At 65.4% G+C, this 15,806-nt stretch carries 17 protein-coding genes; 10 read left to right on the forward strand and 7 right to left on the reverse strand.

Features of this window, described 5'->3' with window-relative positions; genetic code table 11:
* Positions 1-129: 129 nt before the first annotated feature.
* Positions 130-1,005: a LysR family transcriptional regulator gene (locus ACMGF8_RS17485; RefSeq protein WP_207815283.1), complete on the reverse strand. Its 876-nt coding sequence runs from the start codon at positions 1,003-1,005 to the stop codon at positions 130-132.
* A gap of 137 nt (positions 1,006-1,142) precedes the next feature.
* On the opposite strand from ACMGF8_RS17485, the gene ACMGF8_RS17490 reads away from it, so the two are divergent.
* From ACMGF8_RS17490 to ACMGF8_RS17510, 5 genes are all read left to right on the forward strand, one after another.
* Positions 1,143-2,201: an agmatine deiminase family protein gene (locus ACMGF8_RS17490; RefSeq protein WP_416756881.1), complete on the forward strand. Its 1,059-nt coding sequence runs from the start codon at positions 1,143-1,145 to the stop codon at positions 2,199-2,201.
* Positions 2,198-3,106 (forward strand): N-carbamoylputrescine amidase, encoded by a 909-nt coding sequence (gene aguB / locus ACMGF8_RS17495; protein WP_115582178.1) that lies wholly within the window; start codon positions 2,198-2,200, stop codon positions 3,104-3,106. The genes ACMGF8_RS17490 and aguB overlap by 4 nt, the downstream gene beginning before the upstream one ends.
* A gap of 1 nt (position 3,107) precedes the next feature.
* Positions 3,108-4,229: an extracellular solute-binding protein gene (locus tag ACMGF8_RS17500; RefSeq protein ID WP_416756882.1), complete on the forward strand. Its 1,122-nt coding sequence runs from the start codon at positions 3,108-3,110 to the stop codon at positions 4,227-4,229.
* A 147-nt stretch (positions 4,230-4,376) separates the two neighbouring features.
* Positions 4,377-5,495, forward strand: coding sequence for an agmatine deiminase family protein (locus tag ACMGF8_RS17505; protein ID WP_416756884.1), 1,119 nt, complete (start codon positions 4,377-4,379; stop codon positions 5,493-5,495).
* 138 nt (positions 5,496-5,633) lie between these two features.
* Complete coding sequence (locus ACMGF8_RS17510; protein ID WP_102864286.1) at positions 5,634-6,092, forward strand: GNAT family N-acetyltransferase; 459 nt, start codon at positions 5,634-5,636, stop codon at positions 6,090-6,092.
* Between the two features lie 565 nt (positions 6,093-6,657).
* Here ACMGF8_RS17510 and ACMGF8_RS17515 read toward each other — a convergent pair.
* The 3 genes from ACMGF8_RS17515 to ACMGF8_RS17525 are packed head-to-tail and all read right to left on the reverse strand — an operon-like array spanning position 6,658 to position 9,087.
* Positions 6,658-7,599 (reverse strand): class I SAM-dependent methyltransferase, encoded by a 942-nt coding sequence (locus tag ACMGF8_RS17515; RefSeq protein WP_102864287.1) that lies wholly within the window; start codon positions 7,597-7,599, stop codon positions 6,658-6,660.
* A 58-nt stretch (positions 7,600-7,657) separates the two neighbouring features.
* Positions 7,658-8,104 carry a hypothetical protein gene (locus tag ACMGF8_RS17520; protein ID WP_306408919.1) on the reverse strand — a complete coding sequence of 149 codons (447 nt, stop codon included), beginning with the start codon at positions 8,102-8,104 and terminating at the stop codon, positions 7,658-7,660.
* Between the two features lie 47 nt (positions 8,105-8,151).
* Positions 8,152-9,087 carry an ankyrin repeat domain-containing protein gene (locus tag ACMGF8_RS17525; protein ID WP_305948413.1) on the reverse strand — a complete coding sequence of 312 codons (936 nt, stop codon included), beginning with the start codon at positions 9,085-9,087 and terminating at the stop codon, positions 8,152-8,154.
* A 349-nt stretch (positions 9,088-9,436) separates the two neighbouring features.
* Between ACMGF8_RS17525 and ACMGF8_RS17530 the strand changes: the two genes are divergently transcribed.
* Both ACMGF8_RS17530 and ACMGF8_RS17535 read left to right on the forward strand, forming a co-directional pair.
* Positions 9,437-10,420, forward strand: coding sequence for an MDR family oxidoreductase (locus tag ACMGF8_RS17530; RefSeq protein WP_102864290.1), 984 nt, complete (start codon positions 9,437-9,439; stop codon positions 10,418-10,420).
* Positions 10,421-10,555: 135 nt separating this feature from the next.
* On the forward strand, positions 10,556-11,911 hold the full coding sequence (locus ACMGF8_RS17535) for an MATE family efflux transporter (RefSeq protein WP_207167532.1): 1,356 nt from the start codon (positions 10,556-10,558) through the stop codon (positions 11,909-11,911).
* A gap of 12 nt (positions 11,912-11,923) precedes the next feature.
* Here the strand turns inward: ACMGF8_RS17535 and ACMGF8_RS17540 are convergent, their stop codons facing one another.
* Positions 11,924-12,244 (reverse strand): DUF2834 domain-containing protein, encoded by a 321-nt coding sequence (locus tag ACMGF8_RS17540; protein WP_159897965.1) that lies wholly within the window; start codon positions 12,242-12,244, stop codon positions 11,924-11,926.
* Positions 12,245-12,270: 26 nt separating this feature from the next.
* Entirely contained in the window at positions 12,271-12,660 is a 390-nt protein-coding gene (locus ACMGF8_RS17545) for a DUF6713 family protein (protein ID WP_102864293.1), read from the reverse strand.
* Positions 12,661-12,808: 148 nt separating this feature from the next.
* On the opposite strand from ACMGF8_RS17545, the gene ACMGF8_RS17550 reads away from it, so the two are divergent.
* Both ACMGF8_RS17550 and ACMGF8_RS17555 read left to right on the forward strand, forming a co-directional pair.
* On the forward strand, positions 12,809-13,267 hold the full coding sequence (locus ACMGF8_RS17550; protein WP_416756888.1) for a GNAT family N-acetyltransferase: 459 nt from the start codon (positions 12,809-12,811) through the stop codon (positions 13,265-13,267).
* Between the two features lie 44 nt (positions 13,268-13,311).
* A complete protein-coding gene (locus ACMGF8_RS17555; protein WP_102864295.1) occupies positions 13,312-14,121 on the forward strand; it encodes a helix-turn-helix domain-containing protein in 810 nt (269 codons plus the stop codon).
* Positions 14,122-14,171: 50 nt separating this feature from the next.
* On the opposite strand, the gene ACMGF8_RS17560 is transcribed toward ACMGF8_RS17555, so the two are convergent.
* Positions 14,172-14,546 (reverse strand): DUF2784 domain-containing protein, encoded by a 375-nt coding sequence (locus ACMGF8_RS17560; RefSeq protein WP_102864296.1) that lies wholly within the window; start codon positions 14,544-14,546, stop codon positions 14,172-14,174.
* 192 nt (positions 14,547-14,738) lie between these two features.
* Between ACMGF8_RS17560 and ACMGF8_RS17565 the strand changes: the two genes are divergently transcribed.
* Positions 14,739-15,791, forward strand: a complete 1,053-nt coding sequence (locus tag ACMGF8_RS17565; RefSeq protein ID WP_243433705.1) for a hypothetical protein — start codon at positions 14,739-14,741, stop codon at positions 15,789-15,791.
* Positions 15,792-15,806: the final 15 nt, after the last annotated feature.

Raw genomic sequence — 15,806 nt, forward strand, 5'->3', positions numbered from 1 at the left:
ACTGTCAAGAAAAAACCACGGTGCAGCGGCGCCGGTAACCGCTAGAGCCCAGGCGCCGCGTGCTCAGGCGTTGCCTGGGCTGCCACTCGCTGGCGCTGGGCAATGCCTCCGGGCGCCGGGCGGGCGGGGTCACACCGCGTCCTCGTTGCCGCGCAGCAGTGCTGCTTGCAACCACTCACAGAAGCTTCGGGTCAGTGCACTGCTCTCGCTGTCCCGATGAACCAGCCAGGCCCAGGTCGGGCCGCGCACGCTCTGTTCGCACAGGGGCACCAGCAGGGCCTGACGGCGGGCCTGTTGCGCCAGCAACTGGCTGACCAGGGCAATCCCATGGCCGGAGCAGGCGGCGTCCAGGAGCAACCCGGGATCGGAAAAATTCAGGCCGTTGCTGCGCTGGCCGATGTCTGTACCGCCTTCCACCACCCAGTGGCTCCAGTCCATTTCCCGTTCGCCATGCAAGGTGGTGCGTAGCTCCTGGGGCTGCTCCAGCAGGGACGGGTGACAGGCCGGGTACAGACGGTCGTGGTACAGCTCCAGGTAGCTGCACTCGGCCTGGGCGCTGAGGTCGTCGCGCAGGGTCAGGTCGATGGTCTGGGTGCTCATGTCCGGCGGTTCGAAGCTGGTGAACAGCCACAGGTCCACCTCGGGGTGCAGGCGATGGAACTCCCCCAGGCGTGGCAGCAACCAGTGACGGGCAAAGGCTGGGCTGGTATTGACCACCAACTGATTGGGCTTGCGGTACTGCTCGAGGCGACGGATGCCCACCGCCAGTTGTTGCAGCAGCGACTGGGTGGTGCTGCGCAGGTCATGCCCGGCATCGGTGAGGGTGACGCTGCGGCCGCTGCGGTGGAACAGCGGCTGTTCGAGGAAGGTTTCCAGGCTGCGGATCTGCTGGCTGATGGCCGACTGGGTGAGGTGCAGCTCTTGCGCGGCCTTGTGGAAACTGCCCAGGCGCGCGGCGGCTTCGAAACCGCGCAGGGCATTCAGGGGAGGCCAGTGTTTCAACATGATTGATAAGCCTTGCTGATCAGAATTGCGCTAAATCTATCGTTTGTTGAGGGTTTTTCAAAGTCATAGCATGGGCGCAATGGTTCGACCCTGTTGGTCGATTGATAAAAAAACCTTACTTCAGAGGTGCAGCGCCCATGTTCAGCAATCACCATCAAACCCAGGGTTGGAGGATGCCCGCCGAGTGGGCGCCCCACGCCGCGACCTGGATGGTCTGGCCCCACAATCAGGCCCTGTGGGAGTCGGTCTGGGGCGTGACCCAGGCCGATGTGCAGGCGGATTTTGCGCGGGTGGCCAATGCCATTGCCCGTTTCGAGCCGGTGAAACTGGTGGTGGACCCGGTGGCTCTGGACAGTGCCCGCGCGCTGTGTGGCGACAATGTCGAGCTGATTGCCCAGGCGGTGAATGACAGCTGGTGCCGCGACTCCGGACCGAGTTTTATCTGTCATCCGCAGCAAGGCCTGGCCGGGGTCAGTTGGCGCTTCAATGCCTGGGGTGAAAAATCGGCTCACGACCTGGATCGAAGCCTGGCTCGGCGCCTGCTCGACGAGCTGGGGCTGCCCAGTTTCGGTAGCCCGCTGGCCAACGAAGGCGGTGCCATCCATGTGGACGGCGAGGGCACCCTGATCACCACCGAGTCGGTGCTGCTCAACCCCAATCGCAACCCGGGCCTGAGCAAGGCCGAGATCGAGGACGTCTTCAGCCGTTTGCTGGGGGTGCAGAAGACCATCTGGCTGCCGGGTGACCCGGACCATGTCACCGGTGACATGACTGATGGCCATGTCGACGGGGTGTGCGCCTTCGCGCGCCCAGCGGTGTTGTTGGTGGATGCTACCCACGATCAGGAGTCGGTGTACGCCGAAGTGGTGCGCGAGAACCGCCGGGCCTTGGAGCTGGCCCGGGATGCCCAGGGGCGCAGCTTCGAACTGATCGAGCTGTTCGAAGCCAGTGCTGCGGTGGACGCTCGGGCCGAGGTGTTCTGCGCGTCCTACACCAACTTCTACCTGGCCAATGGCGCGGTGATCATGCCGGCCTACGGCATCGCTGCCGATCAAGCGGCGGCCCAGGTGTTGTCCCGGGCTTTTCCCGGGCGGGAAGTGGTGCCGGTACGGATCAACCACCTGGCCCACGGCGGCGGTGGCGTGCACTGCATCACCCAGCAGCAGCCGCTGTGGCCGCTGGAGGTGCTGGCATGAGCCCGTTGATCGTCGCTACCGTCCAGATGCCCTGTACCTGGGACTTGCCAGGCAACCTCGATCGCGCCGAACAACGGGTGCGGGAAGCGGCGGCCCAAGGTGCCCAGGTCATCCTCCTGCAGGAACTGTTCGCCACGCCGTACTTCTGCATCGAGCAACAGCACCAGCACCTGGCCCTGGCCGAGGACTATGCCGGCAGCCAGGTACTCAAGCGCTTCGCCGCCCTGGCCCGGGAGCTGGGGGTGGTGCTGCCCCTGAGCTGGTTCGAGCGGGCCGGCACGGCCTACTTCAATTCCCTCAGCGTCGCCGACGCTGACGGACGCCTGTTGGGGGTGTACCGCAAGACCCATATCCCCAACGCGGTGGGTTATCAGGAGAAGGAATACTTCAGCCCAGGCGACACCGGTTTCCGGGTCTGGGATACGGCTTACGGACGCCTGGGGATCGGCATCTGCTGGGACCAGTGGTTTCCCGAGACCGCCCGCTGCCTGGCGTTGCAAGGGGCCGAGGTATTACTGTTTCCCACCGCCATCGGTTCTGAGCCAGGAGCGGCCGATCTTGATTCCCGGGACCACTGGCAGATGACCATGCGCGGCCATGCTGCGGCCAATCTGCTGCCCGTGGTAGCGGCCAACCGCATCGGCCGCGAAGTGGCCACCAGCGATCCGACGCTGCATATGGATTTCTATGGCTCGTCCTTTATCTGCGATCACAAGGGCAGCCTGCTGGCCGCGGCTGATCGCACGACCGACGGCGTGCTGTTGCACAGCCTGGACCTTGCGGCCATGGCCGAAGAGCGCCGCACCTGGGGCATCTTCCGTGACCGGCGCCCGGAGATGTACGGCCCCCTGCTGAGCCTCGATGGACAACGCATCCACCCCCACTGGACTACCCGGGAGGCATGATATGCAACCGACTGGCAAACCCCGCTTGCAGGCACTCGGCTGGTTGCTCGCCGCGACCCTGGTATCGACCCAGGCCCGGGCCGAAGCCGAGGACAAGACCCTGCGCCTGTACAACTGGGCCGACTATTTCGCCGCCGATACCCTGAGTCGCTTTACCGCCGAAACCGGGATCAAGGTGATCTACGACGTCATGGAAGGCAGCGAAGTGCTGGAAGCCAAGCTGATGACGGGCGGCAGCGGCTACGACCTGATCTTCCCCGGCGACACCGTGGCCGAACGGCTGATGCGCGCCGGCAGCCTGCAGACCCTGGACCCCAGAAAGCTGAGCGGCCTGGACGACATCGAGCCCGGTCTGCAAAAACTGCGGACCCAGTACCCCCGCGCCAGCCAGGCGACGGTGCCCTACACCTGGGGCACCATCGGCTTGACCTACAACGCACAGCAGGTCGCCGAGCGCCTGCCCAATGCCCCGGTGAACAGCCTGGACCTGTTGTTCAAGCCCGAGCTGGCGAGCAAGTTTGCCGATTGCGGAATCTCGGTCATCGACTCGCCGGATGAAGTGCTGGCGGTGGCGCTCAACTACCTCGGGCGTGAACCGCGCAGCGCCAAGCCGGCGGATCTGCAGGCCGCCGGCGAACTGCTGGGGAAGCTGCGGCCCTACATCCGCAAGTTCCAGTCGCAGCCAGTGACCGACCTGGTCAACGGCAATCTGTGCCTGTCTCTGGGTTACAGCGGCGACATGACCCAGGCCCAGCGCGCTGCCGATGCCGCGGGGAAAAAGGTCGACTTCCAGTACCGCATCCCCCGTGAAGGCACCACGGTGTGGATGGACACCATGGCGATCCCCAAGGACGCCCGGCACCCGGAGTACGCCTATGCCTTTATCAACTTCGTCATGCGCCCGGAGAACATGGCGGCCATCAGCAACTCCACCGGCTATCCCACGGCCAATGCCAAGGCCCGGCCCGCTGTCGATCCGCAGATGCGCGACAACCCGGACATCTACCCGGATCAAGCCAGCTTCGAACGCCTGATCCCCGGCCGGGACATCCCACAGGCCGACATGCGCGCCCGAATGCGCGCCTGGACCAAGTTCAAGACCGCGACAGCACCAAGCCCCTGAACCCGGGCCGGCAGGCCGCGGTGCGGTTCGCCGGCAAGTCGGCTCCTACAATGTCCGGGTAGGAACAGGCTTGCCCGCGAAGGCGCCCGTGAGCACCTCGCCTGCTTTTGTACCCCCTTCAGCAAACCCCACCCAGAGAATTGCCCCATGCCCACCCGACGTGAACTTATCAAACAGGCCTCGCTGCTGGTCGCAATCACCGCCATGACCAGCCTGGGCCTGGGCTCCCGCCAAGCTCGAGCCCAGGAGCAGGACGACTGGTACCTGCCTGACGAAGGCGACCGCCAGCAGCGGGCCTTCATGGCCTTTGGCGCCCAGGACGCGATCTGGGAAGACTTCACCTCTGATGTCCAGCAAGCCCAGGGGCGCATCGCCCGCGCCATCGCCGTCCATCAACCCCTGACCCTGTTCTGTCGCGAAGAGGAGCGCGACCTGGTCGAAACACTGTGCGGGACGCACAACATCAGCTACGTGATCACCGAGCTGGACGATATCTGGATGCGCGATATCGGCGCCAACTTCGTCACCAACGCCCAGGGCCGACTGGGCGCGGTGGACTTCAACTTCAATGGCTGGGGCAACAAGCAGCGCCACGCTCGGGATGCCCGGCTGGCGAGGCAAATGGCCGACGCCGCCGATGCCCGGTATCTGCGCAGCGAGCTGGTAGGCGAGGGGGGCGGTATCGAGGTGGATGGCCACGGCACCGGGATCATGACCGAAAGCAGCTGGATCAACAGCAACCGCAACCCGGCTTGGAGCAAGGCCGAGGTGGAGGCTGAACTCAAGGCTTGTCTCGGCTTGCGCAAGATCATCTGGTTACCGGGGATCAAGGGCCGGGACATCACTGATGCCCATGTCGACTTCTATGCACGTTTCGTCAGGCCCGGGGTGGTGGTGGCCAACCTCGACAATGACCCGGACTCCTACGACCACCAGGTGACCCTCAAGCACCTGGAGATCCTGCGCAATGCCACCGATGCCGATGGCCGCAAGCTGCAGGTTCACACCCTGTCGCCGCCGCTGAACCCGCGCAAGACGCGCTTCAGCCGGGGCAACGACGATTTTGCCGCGGGCTACATCAACTACTTCGTGATCAATGGCGCGGTGATTTCCCCGCAGTTCGGCGATCCGGCGGCGGATACCAAGGCCCTGGCCCTGCTGGAGAGCCTGTACCCCGGGCGGCAAGTGGTGCAGTTGGACATTGACGCCATCGCGGCGGGAGGCGGGGGAATCCACTGCGTGACCCATCAGCAGCCCGAGGTGTGAGGTTCGAGGGCGCTGGCAAAAGTGGTCTGCTCCTTTCGATTGAACTGGACTGATCAAGCCCTCCACTCAAACCATAAGCTGGCGCTCCTCACCATCCAGGGGTTGACGTCTGGAGTGGGTTTTCAACAGGAGAGTGCAATGAGTGATCAACAACACGCAGTGACGATACGACCGATTCAGCCTGGCGATTATCAGCAGTGGTTGCAGTTGTGGCTGGCGTATCAGGATTTCTATCAGGTGACGCTGGATGAGCAGGTCAGTGTGGTTGCCTTCGAGCGTTTCTGCGATCCGCAAGAGCCGGTGTTTTCAGCGGTGGCGGTGCAGGGTGATGAGCTGATCGGTTTCGTCAACTCGGTGTTGCACCGTTCGACCTGGGCGGTAACCGACTTCTGTTATCTGGAGGACCTGTATGTCGCACCGGCAGTGCGGGGCAGTGGTGCGGGGAAACTGTTGATCGAGTGGGTGCAGGCCTTTGCCCGGGAACAGCGGTGTGGGCGCTTGTATTGGCATACCCAGGAGAGCAACAAGCGTGCGCAGAGGTTGTATGACTGGGTGGCGCACAAGCCTGGGGTTATTGAGTATCGGATGGGGTTGTGAGGCGCAGCGGGGGCTTTGGGGGTTTTTTGGGGGGCATATCCGTTGCTGCGGGTGTGGCGGCTGGCGGTTTCGCCCTTACGGCGAGTCACTTTGGGGCCCCAAAGTAACCAAAGGGCTTTGCCCCTCCACTCGGTGCCTCGCATAGCGAGGCATGCCCGAACTCCGGCATTGATCCGTGGGCCGCCGCCACCGGCCATCCATGGCCGGGTGGCGGCTAACCCGGCATCCCTGCCGGGTTACCCACGGCTCAATGCCTGCGTTCGGCCATCGTGGTTAACGGGGCGTTCAGATCAAGATCAAAAGCCAGAGCAAGATCAACATCTGACGGCGGCCTGCCGGCCTGTTTCATTGCCGTTCGCGTTCATGTAGCCGCTGCCGCAGGCTGCGACCGGCTCCGGAGGAGACGCTAAACCTGCCTCTCCAATTTTCCTGACCTATCGCGCCGCCTGGTTTTGCGAGCGCGAGCGCTCGTTCGCAGCCTTCGGCAGCGGCTACAAGGAGCCGGCCTGCGCACCTTGGCTTTGGCTTTTGATCTTCCGGCCCCTTCCCAGCAGCGATGGCCCCTCTATTCCCCCTGACGAAACACCAGCGCCTTGAGCCCACATTGCGGATCGGCATCGGGAAACTCCGGCGGGTTCTCCAGCCGCTGTTCAAAACGCAACCCCGGCGCTGCCTCGGCCATGCCCTCCAGCAGAAACTCCACGGTAAATGCCGGGTCGTTCATGCAGGCCAGCACGCAGCCGTTGGCTGTCAGCAACTCCGGCAAGCGCCGCAGGACGCGGGCATAGTCCTTGCCCAGGACAAAGCTGCCTTTCTGGAACGATGGCGGATCAATGATCACCAGATCGTAAGGGCCACCTTGCTTGACCTTGCTCCAGGACTTGAACAGGTCATGGCCGAGAAAACTCACCCGGCTGGTGTCGTGGCCATTGAGCCGGTGGTTGTCGCGGCCACGGCTCAGGGCCGCTCGGGACATGTCGAGGTTGACCACTCGCTCGGCACCGCCAGCGATCGCTGCTACCGAGAAGCCGCAGGTGTAGGCGAACAGGTTGAGCACGTTCTGGCCCCGGGCATGGGCCCGGACCCAGTTGCGCCCGTAGCGCATGTCGAGGAACAGCCCGTTGTTCTGCTTGCTGCCCAGGTCCACCTGGTAGCGCAGGCCTTCCTCGGTGATGGTGCAGGAATCCACCGGCGGGCCCAGCAGCCATTCGCCATGGCTGTCGGGCAGGTAGCGGTGCTGCAGCATCAGGCTGCGGGCGCCGCTGGCGGCCCATTGCGCGGAGTCGCCCAGCTCCACCAGCAGCAGCTTCAGGGCCGCGAGTTGTTCAGGCTCCGGCGCCTTGAACAGGGACACCAGCAGGACCCCTTGCAACCAGTCCACGGTCAGTTGCTCCAGCCCCGGCCAGCAGCGGCCGCGGCCATGGAACAGGCGCCGGGTTTCGGTGGGCGCGGTGGCCAGGGCGGTTAGCAAGTGCTGGTTGAGGGTGGCGAGGGCTTGAGGGGTCATCACGGTAACCGGCGTTTTTCGGGGGCGGCATTTAACCACAATTGCCGGCGTCCGGCGCTCAGTCGATGTACTGCGCTCGCCCCGTGGCGCGCCAGTGTGCAAGTCGCTCGTCCATCACCGATGCCAGCCGGTCGTAGTTGCTCCAGCTGTTTTCCACCCGGTAGATGGTGCCCGGCTCGGGGGCCAGGATCTGTTCGTAGTCGCTGGAAAACCGACCGCTGTCCCGCCCCTTGTAGTAGGCCAGGGCAAAGGCATTGCCTTCGTCGTTGAAATCGCCGTCGCTGAGCTTTTCATCCAGTATCCGCAACAGGAACTCGCGGCCATCGAGGGTGCGGGCCTGGACTTGGCGGATCTCCTCTTCGACATCGTCCAGCAGCTCCTCGCTGGCAAAGTCGTTGATCAGCATCCAGGCCAGGAACAGGCCGATGTGGGTGGCTCCGGCCGTGGTGGGCAGGTCGTCGGGAAAGTCGCCGCCGTAGTGCCAGGAGGCGTCGTCGTATTTCATGGGGGCAGGTCCTGAAAGGTGAGAGGGGCGTGCAAGTTGCAGGGGCGTCACAGAATCGCGTTGGTCCATTTCGGGGTGCCGGCCAGGCGCCGCTTGACGCTGTCGATGCGCCATTGCCCCGCGACCCGTTTGACCAGGAAGCGATGCTCGTAGCACAGCGTCCGGGAGGCTGGATCACGCATCAGCACTTCGGCCTGGGCGGGCTTGAGCAGCTGGCAGCCCAGTAGTTGGTCGGCCTCGGAGTAGGTTGTGGGGTAACCGTAGGCGGCTCGGGGATAGGTCCGCGGCCGCAGGGTGCAGAAACGTTCGAGGAGCTGTTGCGGTTCGGCCCAGAAGGCCGCGTCGGCAGCCTTGTGGCCCAGGGCATTGCCCCGTTGTTCCCAGGCCTCCAGCGCCAGGGTATAGGCCCGCACCTGGGTGACCGGATCGCCACTGTTGTCATCGCCTGGTGCCAGTGGCGGCCAGGGCAGGCAAGGGGCCGCCGCGGATGCTGGCGGCGCTCCGGCACCGGCCTGCGCCAGCTGTTGCATGATCTGGGTATGGCCCTTCTCTTCGGCCAGGGACCAGGCATTGCGCTGCTGGAAGTCCAGGCGCTGGGGATCGGCGCCGGCTTTGAGCAGCAAGCTCAGCATTGCCTCGTGCCCGGCCTGGGCGGCGTTCATCAGGGCAGTGCGTTGCAGTTCGGGGCTGGCGTGTTCGAGCGCTGCGCCATGGGCTATCAGCAACTCGGCCATGGCGCTATCACCTTGGCTGGCGGCCCAGGCCAGGGGGCTGTAGCCCAGGGCCTTGCACGGTTGCTGGACATTCGCGCCGCGTGCCAGCAGCAGCGCCACGGCCGGCCGGTGCCCGGCGATAGTGGCGGCCAGCAGGGCCGTGCGGCCGGTGCCCTTGTGCTGCCATTCAAGGTCCGCGCCAGCATCAAGGAGGCGCTCGATGGCCGCGAGATCGCCGCGTGCGGCGGCTTTTTCCAGTAGGTGAGACAAGGTCGAGAATCCGTTCGGTCAGGGTAGAAACACCGCGGCATGGTAACGCTGCATGCTGCGTTTTTGCCACGCCCGATAGGCCCCTCATCGCCGTTCTGGCAGGCCAGTCGCGCTGGGCTACGTTGCGATAGGGGACGCTGGGTGCGGCCCGGGCCATTGCGAGCGTCGCCGGCGGGGACTGGGGTGAGAGGGGATCAATGACCGGTAGCACCGGCCCGGCCAGCGGAGCAATTCTGCGGCGGGCAGGGGGGTTCATGGACGCCTTCCGAAGGCTTGCGTAGGATGGCGCGTTCGCGTTCTACGCCGTTGCAGCCAGCGCTGCAGCCTCCCTTGCCAACAGGAGTCCGTGATGTTCAAGGCCATTGTGATCGACAAAGACACTGCAGGTTATCGCGCCCATCTGAGCCAACTGGAGGAGGTGCAACTGCCGGCAGGTGATGTCACGGTGCGGGTGGCCTACAGCACCCTGAACTACAAGGACGGCCTGGCGATCACTGGCAAAAGCCCGGTGGTGCGGCAGTTTCCCATGGTCCCCGGAATCGACCTGGCAGGCACCGTCGAAGCCAGCAGCCATCCGCGCTTTCGCCCGGGGGAGCAGGTGCTGCTCAATGGCTGGGGCGTGGGCGAGAGCCATTGGGGCGGGCTGGCGCAGAAGGCCCGGTTGCAGGGGGACTGGCTGATCCACCTGCCAGAAGCCTTCAGCGCGCGCCAGGCCATGGCCATCGGCACTGCCGGCTACACCGCCATGCTGTGCCTGATCGCCCTGGAGCGCAGCGGCCTGACCCCCGAGCACGGCGAAGTGCTGGTCACCGGTGCCAGCGGCGGCGTCGGCAGCTTTGCCATCAGCCTGCTGTCGCGCCTGGGCTACTCGGTGATTGCCGCCACCGGGCGGCCGGAAGAGGCCGACTACCTCAAGACGCTGGGGGCCAGCCGTATCATCGAGCGTGCCGAACTGTCCGAACCGGGACGCCCGCTGGCCAAGGAACGCTGGGCGGCGGCCATCGATTCGGTGGGCAGTCACACCCTGGCCAACGTCTGTGCCGGCACCGCCGCCGATGGTCTGGTGGCTGCCTGCGGGTTGGCCCAGGGCATGGATTTCCCGGCTTCGGTGGCGCCCTTCATTCTGCGGGGTGTGAGCTTGCTGGGGATCAACAGCGTGACCCGTCCCTACCACGAACGGGTGCATGCCTGGGAGCGCCTGGCTGCCGAGGTGGACCAGCAGCACCTGCAGCGGATCACCCGCGAAGTGGGCCTGGAAGAGGCGTTGACCGTCGCCCGCGAACTGCTCGAAGGCAAGGTCCGCGGGCGGGTGGTGGTGGACGTCAACCGCTGATACAAACCTCGGGCCGCTGCGCTGCCGGAGCGTCGCGTGCGGCCTTCATTGCTGCACCTTCCAGGACCGACGCGAGCCCCGTACCACGGACTGCTTCGCGGCCCTTCGTCCTCTTGATCCGAGGTTGCCTGCCCCATGTCGATTCCCGCCCAGCGCCCGCTCTGGCAGGTGTACCTGATCTTCCTCTTGCCCATGGTGCTGTCGAACTTCCTGCAGTCGTTCTCCGGCACGCTCAACGGCATCTACATCGGGCAGATGCTGGGGACCCAGGCGTTGGCCGCGGTGTCGGGGATGTTCCCCATCGTGTTCTTCTTCATTGCCCTGGTGATCGGCCTGGGCGCGGGGGCCTCGGTGCTGATCGGCCAGGCCTGGGGCGCCCGGGAGTTGGGCACGGTCAAGGCGGTGGCCGGCAGCACCCTGTTGCTCGGCGCATTGATCGGCCTGCTGGGTGCGCTGCTGGGCATGCTGTTTGCGCGGCCGGCATTGCAGGGGCTGGGGACCCCGCTGGATGTGTTGGACGATGCGGTGGGCTATGCCCGGGTGATGATGCTGATCATGCCGCTGCTGCTGGTGTTCGTGCTCTTTACCCAGTTGCTGCGGGGCGTCAGCGATACCCTGTCGCCGCTGCTGGCGCTGATCGTGTCGACCCTGGTGGGCCTGCTGCTGACTCCGGCGCTGATTCGTGGCTGGCTGGGCCTGCCGCCGATGGGCATCCAAAGTGCGGCCTTCGCCGGGCTGGTGGGCAATATCCTGGCCATGGGTTTCCTGGTCTGGCGCTTGAGTGGCCGGGCCCATCCCCTGGCGCCGGATCGGGCGCTGTTCGCGGCGATGAAGCTGGACCGGGCGATCCTCGCCAAGGTGCTGCGCATCGGCCTGCCCACCGGGGTGCAGATGGTGGTGATCTCGCTCTCCGAGCTGGTGATCCTGGCCCTGGTCAACCGCCACGGTTCCCAGGCCACGGCGGCCTACGGCGCGGTGACCCAGATCGTCAACTATGTGCAGTTCCCGGCGCTGTCGATCGCCATCACCGCGTCGATCCTCGGGGCCCAGGCCATCGGCGCCGGGCGCCTGGAGCGCATCACCCCGATCCTGCGCACGGGCCTGGCGATCAACCTGTGCCTGACCGGGGCCCTGGTGTTGCTCGGCTACCTGATTTCCCACTGGCTGTTGGGGCTGTTCATCATCGACCCCACAGCCCTGGTGCAGGCCGAACACCTGCTGCACATCATGCTCTGGAGCATCCTGGTGTTCGGCTTCCAGGCGGTGGTGGGTGGCATCATGCGCGCCAGCGGCACGGTGCTCATGCCGGTGGCGATCTCGATTTTCTGCATCCTCGGGGTGCAGTTGCCGATGGCCTATCTGTTGGACGCGCACTTCGGCCTGCAGGGGGTATGGATGGCGTTCCCGGTGGCCTACCTGAGCATGCTGGTGCTGCAGACCGGCTACTTCAAGCTGGTCTGGCGGCACAAGCAGATCCAGCGGCTGATCTGAGGCCGTTGCCGCTCAGGCGCTGCGGGGCGAGCCTCGGCCAAAGCCGTTGACCACGATGTACAGCAACGGGCCGATGGAGACGAAGACCGCCGTCAGCAGCAGGTAGGGCAGCACCGACAGCGCCGAGCGTCCGCGGGCCCGGGCGTCTCGCAGCATCCACAGTCCAGCCAGCAGCGCCATCAAGTACAGGTCGATGACCACCTGTGCAGTGTCGGGTTGCGACAGCAGTTGCATGCCGAATTGCAGCAGCGACTGCTGTGCCTGGAGCAGGGTGAACAGGGTGTAGGCACTGAAGGCCAGCAGGGTCAGCAGCGCGAGGTAGGGACGGGGCATGGTGGGTTCCTTGAGCAGGGAAGTGATCAGTCGTTGCACGGGGAGCGTTGCCGGCCCAGGTCCAGCATCAGGTAGAGCAGGCCGGTGGCACCGCAGGCGAAGATCAGCGTTTGCGACAGCAGCGAGTCGAAGAGGTACAGCGGGTGCTGCTGAAGGTTGTAGTGCAGCCCGGCGTGAACCACGGCAAACGCGGCCAGCAGTTGCCGGCTGGTCCGGCGCATGGCCTGGCGCGGGTGCCCGATCAGCCACATCAGTGCGACGCACAGCGGTACATGCAGCGCAATGAACCACTGCTGGCCCAGTGCCGGATCGAGGTCGCGCAAGCCATACAGCAGGCGCCACTCGGCTTGGGCCACGGCGTCCAGTTCATGGCCGGCGAACAAGGCCAGGCATAGGCGCCAGAGTGTTTTTCTCACTGTTAAACTCCTTGAACTACGGGGAGCGAACAGGCTAAGTGGCAACCCCCGGAGCACTCAATGACCTCCCAGGTCATAGACAGGCGTGGGGCACAAGCGCTCAGCTGGGCCGCACCGGACGACCAACACCCTCAAGGAATGAGTAGCGATGAGTGACAACCAACAGCTTCCTCAACCAGGTATCCCGCGGTTGATTCGTGAGGCTCTGCCTGAGGATGTGCCGGCCATGCTTGGCTTTGATGCTTACGCGCAAGCTCATGCCAGCCGAGGCCAGGCGCTTCGTGAGGCGGTCGGGCGGGGCCAGGTGTGGGTCGAGGTGGCGTGCGACAGGGTCGCCGGCTATGTGCTGCTCAAGCATGATTTTTTCGAGCAGGGGTTCGTTTCCCTGGTGGTTGTGGCGCCCGAGCAGCAACGTCAGGGGGTGGCACAACGGCTGCTCGCTGCCGCCGAGAGGGCTTGTCGGACGACCAAGTTGTTCACCTCCACCAACCGCTCCAATCTGGCGGCCCAGGGGTTGCTGGCCAAGGCGGGTTTTCGCCCCAGTGGGGTGGTCGAGAACCTGGACGAGGATGATCCCGAACTGATCTTTTTCAAGCCTGTTCGCTGAGCTGTCCGCCAACGGCTAACCCACCCAAAGGATGACGGAACCCGATGATTGAACCCCTTGGACGCGTTCCCGCGCCAGCGCTGCCGGTCGGCGCGCAACTGCGCCAGCTGCGGCGGCAAGCGCGCTTGAGCCAGCTGGATCTGGCGTTGCAGGTGGGCATGTCGCAACGGCACCTGAGCTGCGTCGAGACGGGCCGGGCCCAGCCCAGCCCGGCGCTGCTGCATGGCTTGCTGAGCACCCTGGATACCCCACTGGAAATACGCAACCGGGTGTATCTTGCCGCCGGCTATGCCCCCCGTTATGCCGCTTTGCCATTGGACGATCCGGGCCTGGAGCCGGTGCGCGCCGCGCTGATGCACCTGCTCCAGGCCAACAACCCGGCGCCGGCCATTGTCATCGACAGCGGCTGGCAGGTACTGGCCGCCAATCGCGCCACCACGGCCTTGTTCGGGCTTTTGGGACTGCCGGCGGCGGCGCTGGAGCAAGGCTTCAATCTGTTGGCGAGCCTGCTGCTGCCCGGTGGTTTTGGTGACTGCCTGATCAATGCCGAAGAGATCCGTCAGGTGGCTTGGCAGCGGGCGGCCCGGGAGGCGGCGCAACAGCCAGGGCTGGTGGCGCTGCTGGCGAGCCTGCCGTGTCCCGGCGAGGCGGCGGGTGCTGCAAGCCTGGCCACGCCGTTGCTGCTGACTCGGGTGCGCGGGCCCACGGGCGAACTGCGTTTTCTTTCCACCTTCACCACCTTTGGCATGCCCCAGGACATCACTGTGGCGTCATTGCGCATCGAGCACTTGATCCCTGCCGACCAGGCCACCTGGCAGGCGCTGACCCAGGCCTGCGAGGCCGATCCGTCCTAGAGCGCCAAGGTGCGGGCCAGTTCGCCGCTGCGGTCACAAGGGGGGAGGCTTCAGGCGTGTCGGGTACGGCTCCAGCGCCGTGCCAGGTAGCCGTAGACCGAGAGGTTGATCACTAGAACCAGGCTGCCCAGCCAGAGCTGGATGCCCGGGGTCAGCCCGGCGGGGTAGATCAGTGGGATCAGGTAGTGCTCGATGAACCCGGCCCCGTAGCCATCCTGGCCGGCGGCGTGGCGCAACAGGTTTTCCCAGCGGGTCAGCGGGCATTCCAGGTGCAGGACTTCCACCGCCACACCCCAGGCCGCGGCGGGCAGGTGCAGCAGCATCAGCCGCGGATGGCGCAGCACCAGCAGGCCTCCCAGCAGCACGAAGACGATGAATGACAGGTGAAACAGCACCAGGCTGTCAGCGGCGATGCGGTAGAGCATGAAGGTTCCTTGTAGGGGGGAGGCAGGTCCGTGGCGCAGGCGCCCCGGGCAATATACCGATGCCGTAACGATTGCACGAGCGCCTGGCAAAACGCCCCGGGTCTCGCAGTGGCGCTACCTATACTGCAAGTAGGCCAGGCCGGACGGTCGAGTCTGGCCTGGCCTTGCCTTGCCTTCAGGGAGGGACTTGCCTTGTGCTCACTGGCGCTGCGTTGCTGTCGCCCCAGGTCCTGGTTGTTCAGCCTGGGGCTGGCGGTGCTGGTACTGCTCCTTCCTGGCTGCGCCAGCCGTGTCGCCGAACCCGTCGCCCAGGCGCCGGTCAGTCCGGCCGTCTGGCGTCAGGTGGACGGGGAACTGCTGAACGCCTCACGCTCCGCCACCCAGCAGGCTGAGGTCTATGCCCAGGGCTCCATGGAGCATTGGCGCACACGGATCTATCAGCAGACCGACGAACACTTCATTCCCTGGTTCAGTGGCTACTGGACCCAGGAATGGCTGGCGCTCAAGGTCGGTTGGTATTCCCTGAACGACCGGGGCGATGACGCTCAGGCTTCCAGGCGCCTGGCCGTTTACCTGCAGGAACAGTATCAGCAGCGGGTCCTGGCACCAGTGGCGCTGGAGATCGATGCCGATGGCATTACCGGCGAGGCCATGGAGTTCTATGTGCAGTTGCTGCGTCAGCAGGTGCAGCTCAGCACTGTGCGTCACCAGTTGCCCGTGCCGCAATTGGATCAGCATCTGGCGCGGATCATCGCCATCGATCTTGGGCCCCAGGCCGGGCAGCGCGCTTCGTTGCAGCAGCTGTTGCAGGTCGAGCCGGTGGCCCGTCTGCCGGCCTATGCGCCGCTGTTGCAGCAGATTCATGCCGGGCCGGCGACCGATCAGGGGGAGGCGGCGCCGGGCGTGTCCCAGGTGGCCCAGGTCACCAGCGAGAAACTTCAGGCCCAGTTCGCCAGTCGCGGTGTGGCCGGTGCCGTGGCCGCCGCGGTGGGGCGGGTGGCCGGAGCGCTGATTTCCGTGGGGGTGGCGGGCGTACGGGCCCTGGTCCAGAGCAATGAGCGCGAGGACCTGCAGGCGCAGACCCGGCGCGATCTGGGCGTGGCCTTCGATCAGGCCTGGCTCAAGCAGTTGCATGATCCTGAGCACGGGGTCATGGCCGGGGTGTATTACCTGGCGCGGCAGATCGAGGCGCAGTTGCAGGCGTCGCAGCCCCTGGTGGAGCAGGGCCCCGGCTGGAGCCCATGAACCCGCGGCGCCAGG

Source organism: Pseudomonas sp. BNK-7, assembly GCF_048072025.1.
Classification (GTDB): Bacteria; Pseudomonadota; Gammaproteobacteria; order Pseudomonadales; family Pseudomonadaceae; genus Aquipseudomonas; species Aquipseudomonas danubii.